Source organism: Streptomyces malaysiensis subsp. samsunensis (assembly GCF_024519315.1).
GTDB classification, from domain to species: Bacteria; Actinomycetota; Actinomycetes; order Streptomycetales; family Streptomycetaceae; genus Streptomyces; species Streptomyces malaysiensis.
Genome location: NZ_JANIIC010000004.1, coordinates 301,632 through 318,095, shown reverse-complemented (window position 1 = coordinate 318,095; position 16,464 = coordinate 301,632). Strand labels below are relative to the sequence as shown.

General features: G+C 68.5%; 16 protein-coding genes and 1 pseudogene. 4 read left to right on the top strand and 13 right to left on the bottom strand.

The annotated features are described in order from the left end of the window. Positions 1–28 precede the first annotated feature (28 nt). The 4 genes from NQU54_RS05825 to NQU54_RS05810 are packed head-to-tail and all read right to left on the bottom strand — an operon-like array spanning position 29 to position 4,284. Entirely contained in the window at positions 29–1,108 is a 1,080-nt protein-coding gene (locus tag NQU54_RS05825; RefSeq protein WP_257630080.1) for a glycoside hydrolase family 130 protein, read from the bottom strand. 2 nt (positions 1,109–1,110) lie between these two features. After that, positions 1,111–1,953: a carbohydrate ABC transporter permease gene (locus tag NQU54_RS05820; protein WP_306278375.1), complete on the bottom strand. Its 843-nt coding sequence runs from the start codon at positions 1,951–1,953 to the stop codon at positions 1,111–1,113. 1 nt (position 1,954) lies between these two features. Next, positions 1,955–2,977, bottom strand: a complete 1,023-nt coding sequence (locus NQU54_RS05815; protein WP_257630079.1) for a carbohydrate ABC transporter permease — start codon at positions 2,975–2,977, stop codon at positions 1,955–1,957. Between the two features lie 11 nt (positions 2,978–2,988). Continuing rightward, the gene (locus NQU54_RS05810; RefSeq protein ID WP_257630078.1) at positions 2,989–4,284 is read right to left on the bottom strand and encodes an extracellular solute-binding protein; all 1,296 of its coding nucleotides are present in this window, start codon (positions 4,282–4,284) and stop codon (positions 2,989–2,991) included. Between the two features lie 283 nt (positions 4,285–4,567). Between NQU54_RS05810 and NQU54_RS05805 the strand changes: the two genes are divergently transcribed. Next, positions 4,568–5,611 carry a LacI family DNA-binding transcriptional regulator gene (locus NQU54_RS05805; protein ID WP_257630077.1) on the top strand — a complete coding sequence of 348 codons (1,044 nt, stop codon included), beginning with the start codon at positions 4,568–4,570 and terminating at the stop codon, positions 5,609–5,611. A gap of 149 nt (positions 5,612–5,760) precedes the next feature. Here the strand turns inward: NQU54_RS05805 and NQU54_RS05800 are convergent, their stop codons facing one another. Together NQU54_RS05800 and NQU54_RS05795 are read right to left on the bottom strand one after the other, a co-directional pair. Next, entirely contained in the window at positions 5,761–6,492 is a 732-nt protein-coding gene (locus NQU54_RS05800) for a D-Ala-D-Ala carboxypeptidase family metallohydrolase (protein ID WP_257630076.1), read from the bottom strand. A 193-nt stretch (positions 6,493–6,685) separates the two neighbouring features. Continuing rightward, a complete protein-coding gene (locus NQU54_RS05795; RefSeq protein WP_257630075.1) occupies positions 6,686–8,116 on the bottom strand; it encodes a pyridoxal phosphate-dependent decarboxylase family protein in 1,431 nt (476 codons plus the stop codon). 112 nt (positions 8,117–8,228) lie between these two features. Here NQU54_RS05795 and NQU54_RS05790 point away from each other — a divergent pair, with 112 nt between their 5' ends. Beyond that, a complete protein-coding gene (locus NQU54_RS05790; RefSeq protein WP_257630074.1) occupies positions 8,229–8,711 on the top strand; it encodes an Lrp/AsnC family transcriptional regulator in 483 nt (160 codons plus the stop codon). Positions 8,712–8,770: 59 nt separating this feature from the next. Here the strand turns inward: NQU54_RS05790 and NQU54_RS05785 are convergent, their stop codons facing one another. Next, positions 8,771–9,754, bottom strand: coding sequence for a helix-turn-helix domain-containing protein (locus NQU54_RS05785; RefSeq protein ID WP_257630073.1), 984 nt, complete (start codon positions 9,752–9,754; stop codon positions 8,771–8,773). A gap of 220 nt (positions 9,755–9,974) precedes the next feature. On the opposite strand from NQU54_RS05785, the gene NQU54_RS05780 reads away from it, so the two are divergent. Both NQU54_RS05780 and NQU54_RS05775 read left to right on the top strand, forming a co-directional pair. Then, entirely contained in the window at positions 9,975–11,387 is a 1,413-nt protein-coding gene (locus NQU54_RS05780; RefSeq protein WP_257630072.1) for an aminopeptidase P family protein, read from the top strand. A gap of 176 nt (positions 11,388–11,563) precedes the next feature. Beyond that, entirely contained in the window at positions 11,564–12,610 is a 1,047-nt protein-coding gene (locus NQU54_RS05775; protein ID WP_257630071.1) for an Lrp/AsnC family transcriptional regulator, read from the top strand. 18 nt (positions 12,611–12,628) lie between these two features. On the opposite strand, the gene NQU54_RS49990 is transcribed toward NQU54_RS05775, so the two are convergent. From NQU54_RS49990 to NQU54_RS05750, 6 genes and pseudogenes are all read right to left on the bottom strand, one after another. Continuing rightward, a complete protein-coding gene (locus NQU54_RS49990; RefSeq protein ID WP_372505801.1) occupies positions 12,629–13,096 on the bottom strand; it encodes an amidohydrolase family protein in 468 nt (155 codons plus the stop codon). Positions 13,097–13,238: 142 nt separating this feature from the next. Then, a pseudogene (locus NQU54_RS05770) lies at positions 13,239–14,189 on the bottom strand (cytosine permease); the annotation flags it as partial. Beyond that, positions 14,186–14,437 (bottom strand): hypothetical protein, encoded by a 252-nt coding sequence (locus NQU54_RS49710; protein ID WP_257630069.1) that lies wholly within the window; start codon positions 14,435–14,437, stop codon positions 14,186–14,188. The pseudogene NQU54_RS05770 and the gene NQU54_RS49710, both read right to left, overlap by 4 nt. After that, positions 14,434–15,051, bottom strand: a complete 618-nt coding sequence (locus tag NQU54_RS05760) for a hypothetical protein (RefSeq protein ID WP_257630068.1) — start codon at positions 15,049–15,051, stop codon at positions 14,434–14,436. Before NQU54_RS05760 ends, NQU54_RS49710 begins: the two co-directional genes overlap by 4 nt. Continuing rightward, complete coding sequence (locus NQU54_RS05755) at positions 15,005–16,225, bottom strand: methylaspartate mutase (RefSeq protein WP_257630067.1); 1,221 nt, start codon at positions 16,223–16,225, stop codon at positions 15,005–15,007. Before NQU54_RS05755 ends, NQU54_RS05760 begins: the two co-directional genes overlap by 47 nt. Further along, positions 16,222–16,464: a hypothetical protein gene (locus NQU54_RS05750; RefSeq protein WP_257630066.1), complete on the bottom strand. Its 243-nt coding sequence runs from the start codon at positions 16,462–16,464 to the stop codon at positions 16,222–16,224. The genes NQU54_RS05755 and NQU54_RS05750 overlap by 4 nt, the downstream gene beginning before the upstream one ends.

The window sequence follows — 16,464 nt, the reverse complement described above, 5'->3', positions numbered from 1 at the left end:
TGCGAAGAGCCGGTTCAGATCGGAAGCGTCAGTCCGCGGTCCGCTCCAGAGCGGCCACGCCGATCGCGCTGTCCGCCATCCCGTAGAACACATGGACCGTCCCCGCGATGCGCTCGATGGCGGTCGGGAAGACAACGTTGCCAAGCGTTCCTACCGTCTCCTCGCGGATCTCCGGAGACAGCCACGGCTCCTGCGAGCGCGCCAGCACCCGCGCCGGATCGTCCGGGTCCAGCAGCATGCCCCCGGCCCGGTAGACGGCGCCATGGCTGAGCTCAAAGCCCCTGGCGACCGGGCCCGTCACCCCGTGGTGGATGAGCAGCCAGCCCTCGGGCACCCGCAGCGGCGGCGGACCCGCACCGATCTTCGCCGTCTCGAACGGCATCTCCGGAGCGGCCACCGGAGCGGAGTGCCGCAGCGAGGTCAGCGCCGAAAGATCGCGGCGGGCCGCCTCGGCGTCCACGTACGCGATCCAGATCGACGGGCGGCCGTCGGCCACCCCGGCCGGGGCCGGGGCGCCCTCGCCGGGGCGCAGCCAGTCCAGGTCCCACATCGGCCGGTGCAGCATCGCGAAGCTCGGACGGCCGTCGGGGCCGGGCACGATCTCGGGGAAGAAGACCAGGTCCTTATTGGGGAAGAAGTTCAAGTCGGTGGACAGGTGTGACTGATACGTGAAGTGCAGTGGGCCCAGACGGCGCCAGCTGACCGTGTCCGTGGAGACGGCCAACGCGGGCCGCGGGCCCAGCGGACCGTAGGCGACGTACGTCATGACGTGCACGCCCAGGTCGGGGATGAAGGTGATGCGGGGGTCCTCCACGCCGGCATTGTGCGCACCCCGCTCGAAGCCTTCGTCCGGGGACAGCACCACACCCTGGCGCTCGACGCCGACCGGTACGCCGTCCTCGATCACGACACGGGCGCGGCCGATCCGGGAGACATTGCCGGCCGCGACCATGCGGGGGAAGAGATAGAGCTCGCCGTCGGGTCCCCAGGCGGTGGCCGGATTGAGGACACCCTCAGCCTCCAGGGGGTCGGTGGGATCGGCGTTCATGAGCACGCCGACCCGCTTCAGTTCGTACGGGAGCGCGGTTTCGGTGTTGCGCTGGGTCATACCTAGCCTTTGATCGCGGATCCGAGGTTGGCAGAGGTGAAGTGGCGCTGGAAGAGCAGGAAGAGGACGACGGCCGGCACCGCCAGCACGCAGGCACCGGCGAGCACAGCGCCCATGGGGTTGGCCTGGAAGGTGGAGTTGGCCTGGGAGTAGTTCGCCAGGCTGACCGCGAGGGGCTGCATCCCCTGGTCCTTGGTCACCAGGAACGGCCAGAGGAACTCGTTCCACGGGCCAATGAAGGTCACCAGCATGGCTGTGAGGATCGCCGGGCGCACCAGTGGCACCGCCACCGAGCGCAGGATGCGCAGCTCGCTCGCTCCGTCCATACGCGCCGCGTCGAAGATCTCGCGCGGGATCTGAAGGAAGTACTGGCGGAAGATGAGCACGGCGACGGAGTTGATGGCGAACGGCAGGATCATTCCGGCGTAGCTGTCGGCGAGGCCGAAGTAGCGCACCACCATCACGTACAGCGGGATCATCAGCAGCTGGAACGGGATCGCCTGGACCAGCAGGACGAGCGCGAACACCAGGCCGCGGCCACGGAAGCGCAGGATCGCCAGGGCATATCCGGCCAACAGGCCGAAGACCAGCGTGCAGACCACCACCCCGACCGTCATGATCAGCGAGTTGGCCAGGGCGCCCAGCAGGCTGAACGAGTCGTCGATACCGGCGAGGTTGTCCAGGGTCAGGTTGCCCGGCTTCGGCAGCAGGCCGCCGAGGCTGGTGTCGCGCTTCTTCTGCAACGCCCCGATGAGCATGTAGTAGAACGGCAGCAGCGCGGCGATGGCGCCGAGGCCGAGCGCCGCGTAGCGCAGGATGCGGGTGATGCGCGGGATGCGGGCCATATCAGTCCCTCTCCATGACGCGCCGGGCGACGGTCGCGATGATGAGCACGCCGGTGACCAGGATCAGTCCGATGGCGGCCGCGGCATCCGGCTCGCCCTGCTCGATGCCCCGCTGGTAGACCAGCAGCGCGGGGGTGAGCGAGGCGCCGCTCGGGCCGCCGCCGGTGAGCAGGAACGGCTCGGTGAAGATCTGCCCGGCGGTGATGATCGACAGCAGGATGACGAGCGAGGTGACGGGCCGGACGGCCGGCAGGGTGACGGCCCGGAACGCCTGCCAGCGCCCGGCTCCGTCGGTCACTGCCGCCTCGTGCAGCTCCTTGGGCACGTTCTGTAGCGCGGCGAGGTAGAGCAGGATGTAGAACCCGAGCTGCTTCCAGGTGACGTAGACGGCGATGAGCGGCATCACCAGGTGCTTGTTCGCCAGCCAGGACGGGTCCGGGGCCCAGGGGCCGAGAACGTTGTTGACGGCGCCGGAGCCATTGAACAGAAACAGCCAGACCGCCAGCGTGGCGACCGAGGCCGTCACGTACGGCACGTAGTACGCCACCCGGAAGAATCCGCGCCAGTGGGTCGCGGCATTCAGCGCCGAGGCCAGCGTGAGCGCCAGCACCACGGTCAGCGGAATGTTGATCGCCATGAACAACCCGAGGTTGGCGAAGGCGCGCCGGGTCCTCTCCTCGCCGAGGACCTCGGTGAAGTTGTCGAACCCGACGAACGGGTGCGGCACGGAGACGCCGGGCGCGGTGAAGAAGTAGTCGTGGAAGGCCATCCATACGCCGACCCCGAACGGGATGATGAACACGACCAGGACGTAGGCGGTGTACGGCGCGGTCAGGACCAGCCCGAGCGGGCTGTTGCCCAGCCGGCGCTCGAGCCGCGAGGCGCCGGGCCGGCGACCCGGGCTACGGCCTTCGGGAGCGGCTGCCGGCGGTGCGTGCTGGTGGGTCGATGGCCGGGGGTGCCGGCCACGCGGCGGATCACCTGCGGGCTTGGTCCCATCGCGGCTGTCGCGGAGTGATGTCACGGTGCGCCTCGTCAGCCGGCGGTCTGGTCGTCGATCTGCTGCGCGGCCTTGTCAAAGGTCGACTTCACATCGCCCTTCCCGGGCAGCACCGCGTCTTCCCAGGCCGTGCGGAACGTCTTCCACACCTCGGTCGAGCCGGCGATGTTCGGCACGTCCACGGCCCGCGGCACCGCGTCGGCGAAGGGCTGGTAGAAGGGATTGTCCTTGAGATAGCCGCCCGCGACGGCGGCCACGTCATCGCGGGTGGGGAACTGCCCCGTTTCCTTGAGCAGTGCCGCGTCGTTCTTCGCGCTCATCGAGAACTTGGTGAATTTCCAGGCGGTCTGCTTGTGCTTGCACGAGGTGAACATGCCGACATTCTTGGAATCCGCGAACGTCGATGTCTTGTCCGCCGGTATTCCCGCGGCCGTGGGCAGCGGCACCACGCCGTACTTCACCTTGCCGTCGAACTGTCCCTTGCCCCACGGCCCGGCGATGCCCATGGCGGCCACCTCGTCCGCGAACGGGCCCGCCCACATATCGCCGCTGTACGCCTCCGGGGACGAGTAGCCGTTGGCGTACATCCGCTGCCAGAAGCCGAGGGTCTGCTGTCCGGCCTGGGAAGTGAAGGTGGCCTTCTTGTCCTTGACCAGCTGCTTGCCGCCGGAGTTGGCCAGGTACAGCGGATAGAAGTCGAAGAGCGCATTGGTGTAGTCACTGGTCGCCGGCGGATAGAGGGCGAACTTCGCCGCCTTGCTGCTCTTGATCTTCTTCGCCGCGGCCAGCACATCGTCGTACGTGCTCAGCTTCGGATTCTCGGCGTCCAGGCCGGCCTTTTTGAAGACGTCCTTGTTGTAATAGAGCATGAACGGGTTGGTTTTCCACGGCACTTGATACAACTTGCCGTCCGGGGAACGGAAGCCGTCCACGGCACCGCCGGAGCGCTGCTTGATGAAGGACTCGGCATCGCCGAAGGTGTCCGAGAGATTCACCAGGCCGCCCTGCTTCTGGAACGCGGCGACCGCCGCCGGAGCGGTGTTGTAGACCAGGCACGGGGTGTTGCCCGCGGTGATCGCGGCCCCGATGACGTCTTCGGTGGACTTGCCCGACGGCACCGCCTTGGCGGTGACCTTCTCCTTGGGGTGATCGGCGTTCCAGGCAGCCACTGTGGCCTTGGCCCAGGCTTGCTCCTGCTCATTCGTCGAGTACCAGATGTCGATCGGTCCCGAAGTGGGCTTGCCGCCGGCGTCGCCCGAACCGCAGGCGGACAATGGCAGGACAACCGCCGCGGCGGCGGCCAGCACCGTAACGCGCGGAAAACGCCTCATTGTGCCCAACTCCCTTCCATGCGGGTGATTGAGGGTCCGAAGCGACTCCCCTCCCGTCGCCGCCGGCCCGCCCCCGTCAGAATGATCATCGCGGGGTTACGAGCGTCATCAAACCGGTTTAATATCTAAGCGTCAAGGACGGCTGCGAAACGTTTTCGGTGGCCTGGGTGGCGCACTCCTGCCATCCAGGGGCCGTACATCGTCACGAATCGATGGAAGGCGAGGCGGTATGGTGCGGGGCCAGGACAGAGCGGGTGGATCGGCGGGCGGTTCCCGCCAGGCGATGGTTCAGCCGCCACGCCGGGGCGGGGGCGGTCGGCCCACGATCGGTGATGTCGCCGCGCTGGCCCAGGTCTCCAAGGCGACGGTCTCCTTCGTCATCAACGACCGCCCGGGGGTCAGCCCGCAAGCGCGTCAGCGGGTCCTGGACGCGATCGACCAGTTGGGCTGGCAGCCCAACGCCGGCGCCCGGGCGCTCTCCACCAAGCGGTCCCAGACCCTCGGCCTGGTGATGCGCCGGCCGCCGGAACTGCTGAGTACCGATCCGTTCTTCCCGCAGTTCGTCGCCGGCATCGAGACCGGCCTCGCGCCGCTCGGCTACGCGCTCGTGCTTCAGGTCGTCCCCGATGAGGAAACCGAACGGCAGGCGTACGAGCGGCTGGCCCGTGACGGCCGGGTCGACGGCGTGTTCCTCACCGATCTGCGCACCGACGACCCGCGGCCCGCACTCGTGACGGAGCTGGGCATCGACGCACTGATCGTCGGACCGCCGCAGCACGGCGGCCGGGTGCCGGCCCTCGGGGTCGACGACGGCAGCGGGGTGCGGCGTGCGGTCAGCCATCTGCGCTCGCTCGGCCACCGGTGGATCGGACACGTCTGCGGCGCCGCGGGGTATGTGCACACCGAGGCCCGGTGCAACGCCTGGCGCGGTGCGCTCGCGGACGCCGGCCTGCCCGAGATCCCACCCGTGCCGGCGGACTTCACCGGCGCGGCCGGCGCCCAGGCCACGCATCAGCTGCTGGACCTGGACCGGCCGCCGACCGCCATCGTGTACGCCAACGACCTGATGGCCATCGCCGGGATCACCGCCGCGACCAGCCGCGGGCTGCGGGTCCCCGAGGACCTGTCGGTGGTGGGCTTCGACGACATCCCGCTCGCCGACTGCATCGCGCCGCCGCTGACGACGGTACGCCAGGACGTGCTGGCCTGGGGGCGCGCCGCCGCGCAGGCACTGGTTTCGCTCACCGAGGGAGGAGAGTTCCAGGCGGCCGAGCTCCCGCCGGTGGAATTCGTGGTGCGGGCGAGCACCGCGCCACCGCGGACTTGAGCTCGGAGCCGTGAGCGGGGGCGGGGCGTGGGCGGGGGTGGGGGCGGGAAGCAGGCTCCCGGCTTCGGTCGGCCGCTCCCCTACCAGCCCCCACCCCGGACGAGCCGGTGCTACTGGCCGGCGGCCAGTGGCCCGCGCGCTGAGGGTCGTCAGATGCCGCAGTTGGGTGCGGACCAGTACGGCGACGGGTCGAGGGCCACGTGGGCGTGGTCGTTGTGGTCGGGGTAGCCCGGGCCGAGGATCTCCGAGAAGCCGTGCACCCGCGCCTCCTTGGCGAGTGTGCAGAAGCTCGGCGAGCCGGTCAGGTCGGCGGCGTCGCCGTACAGGTGACGGCTGGTGGACGCGCCGCCCACCGCGCTGTTGCAGGCGTAGGAGCGGAAGCCGCTGGAGATGGTGATCGGCACGTCGCCGAGCGCGTGCCGCATCGCCTCCAGCTTCCACATGGTCTTCAGGGCGTTCGCCTTGGCGGTCGCCGCCGAGACCGCACCGCCGGACCAGTCGGAGTTGCACTTGTTCAGCTCGGAATAGGCGAAGTGGACCGGCGTGCAGTCGGCGTCCTGGAGCGCGTAGATCTTGCTGAAGGTCTGCGAGCCCGCGACGCCGTCGGCCGGCAGACCGTACGCGGACTGGAACTTCTTGACCGCGGCGGCGGTCCGCGCGCCGTACACGCCGTCGTACGAGAGCCGCTCGCCCGAGGTCACCCAGCCGGCGACGCGGATCTGTAGCTGCGTCACATCGGCGCCGGAGGAGCCCTCGGAGAGGGTGCGGTTCCAGGTGTAGCACCCGGCGGCGTGCGCGGTGCCCGAGGTGGCGCTTACCCCGACCATGGCACCTGTCATGACTATGACAGACATCAGCATTCGTACTGTCCGTCTGAGCATTCCGGCCTCCCCGACCGTAGAACTCGAATGGTGGTGACACGCCGCCACGCGAACAGCGGCCGCGCCCAGAGTGAGGCCCCGACGCTACGCGCGTCAACTGCTTCCGGCGTACGAAAGGTTGGGCATCGAGCATCCCCCGCGCGGGATCAGGGGTACACCCGGGGACCGCTTGCCACAGGACCTCGTCGGGGGTTCAGGCGACGGACCCACGACGGCGGGCGATGGCGGACAGGCGGCCGACGATCAGCTCGATGTCGCCCCGAGTGGTGCGGTAGTTGGTCACGCAAGCCCGCATCCCCCGGCGGCCGTCCAGGTGGGCAGGGCCGAGGAGCGCGGTGCCCTCACCGATCAGCTCGGCGAGTACGGCGGTGTGATCCGCCTCGGACGCGCCCTTGATCCGGAAGCAGACGGCAGTGAGGGAGACAGGCGCCATGAGCTCCAGCCGCGGGGTCGCCTCGATGAGATCGGCCATGTATCGCGCGAGATCGAGGGTATGATCCACCGCCTGGCGGAAGGCGTCGACGCCGAAGGTCCGCAAGGCGCTCCAGACTTTGAGGGCCTTGAAGCTGCGGGAAAGCTGGGGGCCGTAGTCCATGTAGTCGAGCATCAGCGGGTCCTCTTCGACGGTGAGGTACGAAGCGGAGAAGGCGTACGCCTTCGCCAGCAGGCCGCGGTCCCGCACCAGCAGACAGCCTGCCTCGAGTGGGGTGAAGAGCAGCTTGTGCGGGTCGAGGGCGATGGAGTCCGCCCGGGCGCAGGCGGCGAATTCTTCGCGCTTGCGTTCCGACAACACGAACAGCGCGCCATACGCACCGTCGAGGTGCAGCCACAGTTCCTCCCGCTCGCACACGTCCGCGATGTCGCCGATCGGGTCGATGGAGCCGCTGGTGACCGTCCCGGGGGTGGCGACGACGCAGAACGGTTCCCTACCAGCCGCCCGGTCTGCGCGGACAGCCGCCTCCAGTGCCTCGACACGCATGCGGTACCGGCCATCGGTGGGGATGTGGCGGACGTTGTCCGTGCCGATGCCCAGGAGAGCGGCGGCCTTGTCGACACACCGGTGGGCCTCGGCAGAGGTATAGACCACCAGCTGCGGTGTCGAGGTCTGGAGGCCCTGTTCGCGGAAGCCGGGGCGGCGCGCGTGCAGGGCCGTGGTCAGTGCGTTGAGGGTCGCGATCGAACCGCCGCCGGTGAGAATGCCACCCGCCCGCTCGTCGTAGCCGAAGAGCCCGCCCAGCCAGGTGATCACGGACCGCTCGACCACGCTCGCGGCCGGCGAGAGCTGCCAGAAGTTGCAGTTCTGGTTGATGGTCGCGGCGATGGCCTCGGCGTAGGGCGCAATGCCGTTGGGCGGACCGAGCACATAGGCGAGGAATCGCGGGTGGGCCACGGTGGTGGAGTTCGGGAGGATCTTCTGGTCGATCTCCTGGAAGAGACCCTCGACCCCGAGGCCCTTGTCGGGGAAGGGGGCTGCCAGCAGGCCGGTGAGGACATCGCGGTCGACCTCGGGCACCAGCGGGCGCTCGGGGATGGACCGCTCGTAGTCCTCGAAGAACCTGGTCAGCAGTCGGCAGGCGGTTTCCCTCTCGGCCCTGTCGAGACCGAGTATTGGCTGGTCGGACATGGATGTCTCCGGGTATGTGACGGGTATGTCGGTGAGGTCATGCTAGCCACGGAGGGGCCGCACAGGATGCCAAAGATGCCTCATTGAGCACTGCCCATTAGCATCAGATTCCATGGATAAGACAGATCGAGCAATTCTCGCGCACCTGATGACGGACGGGCGTCTCGCCAACACCGAGTTGGCCGACCTCGTAGGGCTCTCCCCCTCCCCGTGCCTGCGCAGGGTGCGACAGCTGGAGAGCAGCGGTGTGATCACGGGCTACCACGCGTCGGTCGATCCAGCCGCCATCGGCCGCGGGTTCCACGTGCTCGTGCATGTGGAAATGGCGGTGCAGGACAGAAGCACGATCGAGGCGTTCGAGGCCGCCATCGCGGATCTCGATGAGGTGGTGCACTGCCTGCGACTGTTCGGACAGCCCGACTACGTACTCTGGGTCGCCGTACCCGACATCGAGAAGTACGAGCGCTTCTACATGGCCCAACTCACCGGCCTGCCGGGAGTGGCGCGAACCAACTCGCAGTTCACCATGAAGACGGTCAAGAGCACTCCGGGACTGCCCGTGCCGGCTTTGGCTTCACACCCTGGTCATGGCTGATCTCGTTGTCGACCCGCCGGTAGCCCTCCGTCTGCGGACAACACCCACGTGGACGCCGGTCACAGCCAGCCGAAGCGCTGTGCCTGTAGGGCCATCTGGAATCGGTTCACGGCGCCGAGGCGGGCCATCAGGATCTGTAGGCGGCGGAACAACGTGCGGCGGCTCATGCCGAGCTCGCGAGCGATGACGTCGTCGGTCGCTCCGCCGGCGAGGAGGCGCAGCAGGCGACGGTCGGCAGGTGCGAGGCCGACGGGGCTGGTGGCGAGGCCATGGACAGGGAGGGCCTTCTGCCATGCCTGCTCGAACAGGGCTGTCAGCGCGGAGAGCAGGCCGCACGGCTGCACCACCAGCATGCTGTTGTTCACATCCGCTTCCTTGATCGACAGCGACACCAGCGCATACGCCTCGTCGATGATCAGCAGCTTGACCGGCACCGACGGCAGCACCCTGGCCTGCTCGCCCGCCTCGATACAGGGTTCGATGGCATCCGTCAGATGGCCGGGGTACTCCAATGACTCCCGGGAGTAGACGACGCGTTGCGTCACCCCGCGGGCCAGCGTCGCCAGAGCGTCTTCGGTGGCGCCGGCCAGCGGGGTGTACGGCGGGGACTCGAACTGCCGGATCTGCTCGCGGGCGCTGGTCCACGCAAGGCGCATCCGCGGGCCGATGGCTTCGCCGGTGACGACCTCGACGAGGCCGTCGTTGTACGCGGCGAGCCGCTGGCGCCGGAACAACTCGAACGCGCCTCCGACGGCGATGCGCGACTCTTCGAGCTCGGCCGCCCGGTGCCGGGCGAGGATCTCCAGACCGGCGGCGGGCGGCACGGGGGCCACCACGTCCCGGTCCTCGGCCGCGGCACTGGCCAGACCGGCAGCGGCCAGTTCGCCGTACGCCTCGGCGAGCTCGGTCCCGCCCAGCCCGGCCGCCGCGCCGATCGCGCTCAGCGGAGCGGGGGCGACGTCCAGCAGGGTCAGATAGACCCGGCACGCCCTGTGACCGAGCCCCAGCAGCCGGAGGGCCTCTTCGAGTTGTGCGTTCGCCATGGAGCGCCATTATCGACGTTTCCAGCCGGGGCGTGGCCGATCTGTGCCACTGGCACTGTCCGGCCCCGGACGCCGCCGCGCCGCGGGTATCGTCCGGGAGCCGCCGCGGTCCGACGGCGGTGAGGGCCCGTAGTCGCATCCGTCAGCCGTACCTGGCCGTATGTGCACATGCCCTCACCCCGTAGAACCTTGGAAAATCCAACGGAAGAAGGTGCATGACGTGGCGAAGCGTCGGAAGAACGGCCTCTACCCGGAGATCTCCGCGGAGCTGTCCGCTCTCATGCGGTCAGGGTGGGCCAACACCGAACGCAACAACCTCCAGCCCACCGAGCAGGCCCCGTACGCGGCCCGCCGCCGCGCCGCGCTCTCCACGCGGTTTCCCGGCGAACGCCTCGTGATTCCCTCGGGAAACCTCAAGGTTCGCTCGAACGACGACACCTACCCCTTCCGGCCGTACTCGGGCTATGTGCACATGGCTGGGGACAAGGTCCGGGATGGCGCTCTCGTCCTCGAACCCCGGGCGGATGGTGGCCACGACGCGTACTGCTATCAGCTGCCACGGGACAGCAGGGATGACGATGAGTTCTGGACGGGCGCCCACGCCGAGCTGTGGACCGGCCGACGCCGCTCACTCGCCGAATCGGAGCGCGTCCTCGGCCTGCCGTGCCGCGACATCCGCACCGTGGTTGCCGACCTGGCGGCCGCCTCCGGCGCCCCGACCCGGATCGTCCGGGGGATGGACCCGTCCCTCGAGGCCGCCGTCACCACTGATGCGGAACGTGATGCCGAACTGGAGGAGGCGCTCAGCGATCTCCGCCTCGTCAAGGACGCCTGGGAGATCGGGGAACTGCGCAAAGCGGTGGATTCCACCGTGCGCGGCTTCACCGATGTCGTTGGGGAACTCTCCCGGGCGGTCGCGTCGTCCGAGCGGTGGATCGAGGGCACCTTCTTCCGCCGGGCGCGCCTCGAGGGCAATGCCGTGGGCTACGGCTCGATCTGCGCCGCCGGCGAGCACGCCACGATCATGCACTGGACGGAGAACGACGGCCCGGTGCGCCCGGGGGACCTCCTGCTGCTCGATGCCGGCGTGGAGACACACTCCCTCTACACCGCCGACGTCACTCGCACATTGCCGGTCAACGGCATCTTCACGCCCTTGCAGCGCGAGATCTACGACGCGGTGTACGAGGCCCAGGAGGCCGGTATGGCGGCGGTCAAGCCGGGCGCCCGGTACCGCGACTTCCATGAGGCGGCCCAGCGCCACTTGACGGCGCGGCTGGTCGAGTGGCGCTTCATCGACGGCCCCGTCGATCGCGCGTACGAACTTGGCTTGCAGCGACGCTTCACCATGGCCGGCACCGGGCACATGCTGGGCCTGGATGTCCATGACTGTGCGCAGGCTCGCATGGAGGGCTACGTAGACGGTGTGCTGGAGCCGGGCATGTGCCTGACCGTTGAGCCGGGCCTGTACTTCCAGGCGGACGACGTCACGGTGCCCGAGGAGTGGCGCGGTATCGGCATCCGGATCGAGGACGACCTGGTCGTCACCGAGGACGGCCACGAGAATCTGTCGGTGGGTCTGCCACGCACCGCCGACGAGGTCGAGGCATGGATGGTGCGCTTCGCGGGTTGAGTGCCACCGCGGATGACTGAGCCTGTCGCCCATGAGATCGTCGTGCTCCTCACCGAGTCCTGGATCGGACAACAGGGTTTGAATCTGTGGTCCCATGTCCCAATTCGCCCGGCGTGCGACCTGATAGAGTCGGTTCGTGATCTCCTTTGCCGCCATTTGCCGTATACAGGTTAGCTATGGGATCTGAGCTGAGGGTCGTCTCCGAAGACCAGAGGACGCCGGAATATGGGCGTAGCTCGACGCTCTCCGAGCTCGAACAGCAGATCATCGGCCTGCTCCAGCAGAACGCGCGGGCTTCCTATGCCGAGCTGGCCCGACAACTCTCGGTTACCGAGAAGACGGTTCGCGGCAAGGTCACGGAGCTGCTCGACACCGGGATCATCGAATTCACCATCGTGACCGATCCGGCGGCCCTCGGTTATGGTTTTGCCGCGCTGATCGGGGTGCAGGTTTCCGGCGACGCGGACATCGTCGCCATGACCCGGGTTTTCTCCGCGATGCACAATGTGGACTACGTGGTCGCCGCCACCGGGCGCTATCCCATCTACGTCGAAGCGCTCACCCGCGACTCTCTCGCCATGCTCAACTTCGTCAATGGGGAACTTCGCCGGGTACCCGGAGTAACCGACATCGAGGTCTTTCCATATCTGCGGCTGCATTACCAGGAGGCCCAGTACTCCATTGCCCGTTCCGAGCAGAAGAAGGCCACAAGCGGGGTACGGCCGTCCTCCCTGGACGACTTCGGGCGCCGTATCGTGCAGCTGCTCAGCACCGACGGACGGATGTCCTTCCGCGCCCTTGCCCAAAAGCTGGAAGTCGCCGAGACGACGGCCCGTCAGCACGTCCAGCGCATGACCGCCCAGGGTGTGTTCCGGCCGATCTGTCTGGTGAACCCGCTGCGCCTTGGCTTCCGGGCCGTGGCCTGGTTGGCGATCAACGCTGCTCCGACAGCCACCCTCACCGAGGTGGCCGACATGCTGGCCGGGACCTCGCGCATCTCCTACGTGGCCATCACCGCCGGCCGCTTTGACGTGTTCGCAGAGGTGGTCTGCGCGGACAACGCCGAACTCATGGATTTCCTGGAGGAGTACGTTCGCACATCGCCGCTCATCTCCGCAGTCGAGACGTCGATCTATATGGACCTCGCCTACAAGCCGCTGACGCTCCTGCGTCCGGACGCCGATGGTGACGCCACAATGAATGGCAGCCGCCCTGAAGCCTGAAATCGGCCGTTCCTCGCTTCACCTCCACTCTTGGCCCGTCATCGGGGCGATTCCGTCCCGGACGTGGACCGATGCGCCCGAGAGCAGGACCTCGTCGACGGCGATCCCGGCGATCTCGGCATCGGCGACCTCGCGCGGGTCACGGTCAAGGACGATCAGGTCGGCCAGCTTGCCCGGCTCGAGGGATCCGCGTGAGTCCTGCTCGCCCAGTGCCGTCGCGCCGCCGAGGGTGTGCATGCGCAGTGCGTCGAGCACCCCGATCGCCTCTGTGGGTGCGATGGCGTGGCCGTGGAACGACCGACGGTTCACGCAGCAGGCAATGCTGAAGAAGGGCTGGGTCTGTTGCTGCTCCGAACCGACCCAGACGTCCGACGAACCCGAGATGGGCCAGCCGTCGGCGAGCAGGCGGCGGAAGGGGAACTGGCGCTCCCTCGCGTACTCCCCGACGTACGTGGGCAGGAACTCCGCGAAGTTCTGGATGAACACCGGCTGTGGCACGGGTACGATGCCGGCGGCCCGCCAGGCATCGGTGAGTTCGGCGTAGTCGGGCACGAAGTTGCCGGCGTGCTCGATCCGGGGAGGCAGTGCTCACCACCGCACTGCAACGCGTGTGGGGTGCCGGCATCGCCGTGCCGAGATCAGCGATGATGATGAAGAGCAGCAGGAGGATCCCGATGGCGGGACCGCCGACCCGGATCAGGAACTGGGTGGGGTCGCCTCCGGAGCCGGGGATCACCAAGCCCGCGTAGAACCCCGCCAGCGAACCGGCACCGACGCCGAGCCCCAGGCCGACCACGATCGACCACAGCGACGTCCGCGAGCTGGGCGAGTTGCGGACGATGCCGCCGGTATACGCCCACCAGGACAGGTTGGATGCGATCAGCACCTCCAGGCCGCTGGCCCAGTTGGTGTGGGGGTCCGCTGAGGGCGCGACCGCCGGCGCCGACAAAAGCGCCGAGATCCCGATGCGACGCACCAGCAAGAACATCACGATGAGGCCGAACACGAGGGTGAGGGCCGCGATGGGCGGTCCCAGGTCGCGCAGCTTGTGCGGGCCGGCCCGCAGCACCGACAGCACCGACAGCACCGCGAGTATGCCGAGCACGCCTGCCGCACCCGTGGTCCAGCCGGGGACGGCGATGCCGAATCCGCGCAGGATGGAGGTCGTCGCTCTCCCCATGAAGATGAAGAGGATGAGATTCCAGCCGAGTGTGGTTCCGAAAATGATCAGGACCGAGAGCAGTGAGCCTCGCACGCCGAACTGCGGTCGCGAACAGGTCACCGAGTCGATGCCGTACTTGGTGCACACCGGCAGCAGGGCCAGGACGATGAAGAACATGCCGATCAAAGACCCGGCGACGATCGCCAGCGTGCCCGGAACCGCGGTCAGGTAGTACGAGACAAATCCACCGATGATGAAGCACCAGGTGGCGATGGCCGTCGCGATCGAGGTACTGAATACGGTGAAGGCGCCCCAGCGCCGCTCCGAACGCGGCTGCGGCCAGCCGTTCTCGACCGCGAGCTCCTCCGTGTGCTGTCCGCCGACCGGACCCCCGGGTTCAAGTTGCTCGATGGTCACAGCGAACTCCCGAGAAGGACGAGGGCGGCGGGCAGGAGGATCGTGGCCAGGACCAGGAGCAGGTAGTCCGTCCGGTTCATCGCTTCGCCCTGCTCCGCGGGGTCTTCGAGCGCCGCACAACGCCTGACCAGGTCGTCCAGCAGGTCCAGGGAAGCGGGGCCGGCCGAGGAGCTTCCGGCGGCCGGGGAGCTTTCGGCGGCCGAGGCGGCGGCCTCCACAGCCGCCGGCTTCGGACCTCGGGCGCTCACCGGACCGGCTCCGCGAACGCGGGGTCCACGACCGGGATCACCTCGTGGCCGATGAGCTCGAGCGACCGCTTGATGTTCTCGTGGCCGACGCCGTCGATGCGCAGGAGCACCTCGTCGAGCCCCATGGCCTCGAGCTTCCTGATGCGGGCGACGAAGTCGTCGGGGTCCCCGATCATCGCCGAGGGGCTCCAATCGCAGAGCCAGTCGAGGTCGTCGCGGTGGTTGACCAGCGCCTTGATCTCCTCCAGGTAGGTGTAGCCGGGCTGGTCCGCCAAGGGGATGTAGAGCGAGAGGTCCGGGCGTACGGGGCGCAGCGCGGTGTAGCGGGCGATATCGCCGAGCACCACCTCCCGGGGCGGGTCCGCGGCCATCTCCCGGGGGGCCATCGACTCCAGGACCCGTAGGTCCATGCCCTGGTGGGCGCCGGTGTCAACGCCGTTGACCCAGGTCTTGGGGCCACCGCGCACCCGCATCAGGCCGAGGGTCACGGCGAGTTCGCCGACCCGCAGGTCCATGAGTTCGTGCCAGACCCGCTCCGGCGGGGCGTCGATCCGGCGGCTGTGGTGTTCACGCTTGTCGAAGGTCGGCAGCAGTCGTTCCAGCGTCCAGTTCATCGCTTGTCCTCGTGTCCTGGCTCCGCAGGGCCAGCAGATCGTGTGTCCGTTCCACGTACGACAGCGCCGACGGCAACTCCCAGCTGCCGACGGTGTGTTCGCGTGCCCCGCCGGTGATACCCCGGATGGGCATCGAGCCGACGGTTGCCCAGCGCAGCCGCCCCGCCCCGTCGATATAGCCGCGGGAGCGTCCGTGGTTGTCGGAGTGCAGGCAGTACGGCACATCGAGATAGCCCTTGGCGAAGGCGCGCACCAGGGCCTGACCGATGTCCGGGTGGAGGTCGAGTACGGCCTCGATGAGCTGCCGTGCCTCCGCGGCGATACCGGTGTCCGGGGCCGGGGCCGGAGCCGGGTCCGGGGGTGCCCTGGTGGCTACGGCCGCCGCGGCGGCGCCCGCGAACTCCAGCGCCTCGACGTTCTCCTCGATGGTGGGGATGCGGTACGACTCGGCCGGTGTCTTGACGATGAGCCGGGTGGCGCCCGTGCGGACGGCGAGTTCGGCGGCCGCGCGCAGCACGAGCAGGGCACCGCCATGGGTACGCGGATACTTGCCCATGTACGCGTACACCACGATGTGCCAGTCGGTGTCGTCCGGCAGGAACGCGGTGGCCAGCGACCGCAGCGCGGCCACCGCCTCCTCGTCCTGCCGGATGTCGGTCTGCTGGGCGTAGCTGAGCGAGATGCTGCGCAGCCCGTGCCGGTGGAAGAAGAGCCCTTCGAGCACGGCGACGATGAGCAGTCCGGGCGGGCACATCTGGCCCATCATGCACCCGCCGAAGCTCTCCAGATGGGGCTCGACGCCCCGGTCCCGCAGCTCCGCGAACCGCTCGCAGGAGCGTGCCCAGCTCACGGTGGCCTCGCGCAGCGGCACCCGGCTGTAGGGCAGGCAGTACGAGACGGGCCCGCCCTCGGTGGCGTCAAGCCCGGCCGCGACGAGGGCGGCGATGATGTCGTCCGGCAGCGCGGAGCCATGTCTGACCTGGACCGGGAAGTCGGGGCCCTGAATGCCGTCGAGCACGGCACGGGTGGTGTCCGGGCCATGGGTGACCAGGGCGACCCGGAACCTGCCGGTGAGAACGGTGACGGTCGCGCCGCCCCGCTCGACGGTCAGCCGGACCTTGAACGGGGCGCCGTGGCCGGGCTTGGGCTTGCCCGGCTCCACGACGGCGGTCACCTCGTCGTCGATGCCGAGCGTCGCGGGCAGGCTGACCGAGTGTCGACGATCTCCAGGCCGAGGCCGTAGATGTGGTGGAGCGTCTCCGCGCCCACCCCGCGCTCGCGGAAGTACTGGAGGACCACCTCCTCCGTCAGATACATGAAGTGCTTGAAGCCGGTCCAGGTGCGGATGTTGGCGCCCTCGTAGCGGGGCCTGCCCACGGAGGTGGTGAGGGTGCCGTCCAGCAGCTCCGTCAT

Excerpts from the sequence above, each read along its gene's own strand:
- NQU54_RS05825 (WP_257630080.1), bottom strand. The coding sequence starts at position 1,108 with ATGACCCAGCGCAACACCGAAACCGCGCTCCCGTACGAACTGAAGCGG.
- NQU54_RS05820 (WP_306278375.1), bottom strand. The coding sequence starts at position 1,953 with ATGGCCCGCATCCCGCGCATCACCCGCATCCTGCGCTACGCGGCGCTC.
- NQU54_RS05810 (WP_257630078.1), bottom strand. The coding sequence starts at position 4,284 with ATGAGGCGTTTTCCGCGCGTTACGGTGCTGGCCGCCGCCGCGGCGGTT.
- NQU54_RS05805 (WP_257630077.1), top strand. The coding sequence starts at position 4,568 with ATGGTTCAGCCGCCACGCCGGGGCGGGGGCGGTCGGCCCACGATCGGT.
- NQU54_RS05800 (WP_257630076.1), bottom strand. The coding sequence starts at position 6,492 with ATGCTCAGACGGACAGTACGAATGCTGATGTCTGTCATAGTCATGACA.
- NQU54_RS05795 (WP_257630075.1), bottom strand. The coding sequence starts at position 8,116 with ATGTCCGACCAGCCAATACTCGGTCTCGACAGGGCCGAGAGGGAAACC.
- NQU54_RS05790 (WP_257630074.1), top strand. The coding sequence starts at position 8,229 with ATGGATAAGACAGATCGAGCAATTCTCGCGCACCTGATGACGGACGGG.
- NQU54_RS05785 (WP_257630073.1), bottom strand. The coding sequence starts at position 9,754 with ATGGCGAACGCACAACTCGAAGAGGCCCTCCGGCTGCTGGGGCTCGGT.
- NQU54_RS05775 (WP_257630071.1), top strand. The coding sequence starts at position 11,564 with ATGGGATCTGAGCTGAGGGTCGTCTCCGAAGACCAGAGGACGCCGGAA.
- NQU54_RS05760 (WP_257630068.1), bottom strand. The coding sequence starts at position 15,051 with ATGAACTGGACGCTGGAACGACTGCTGCCGACCTTCGACAAGCGTGAA.
- NQU54_RS05750 (WP_257630066.1), bottom strand. The coding sequence starts at position 16,464 with ATGACGGAGCTGCTGGACGGCACCCTCACCACCTCCGTGGGCAGGCCC.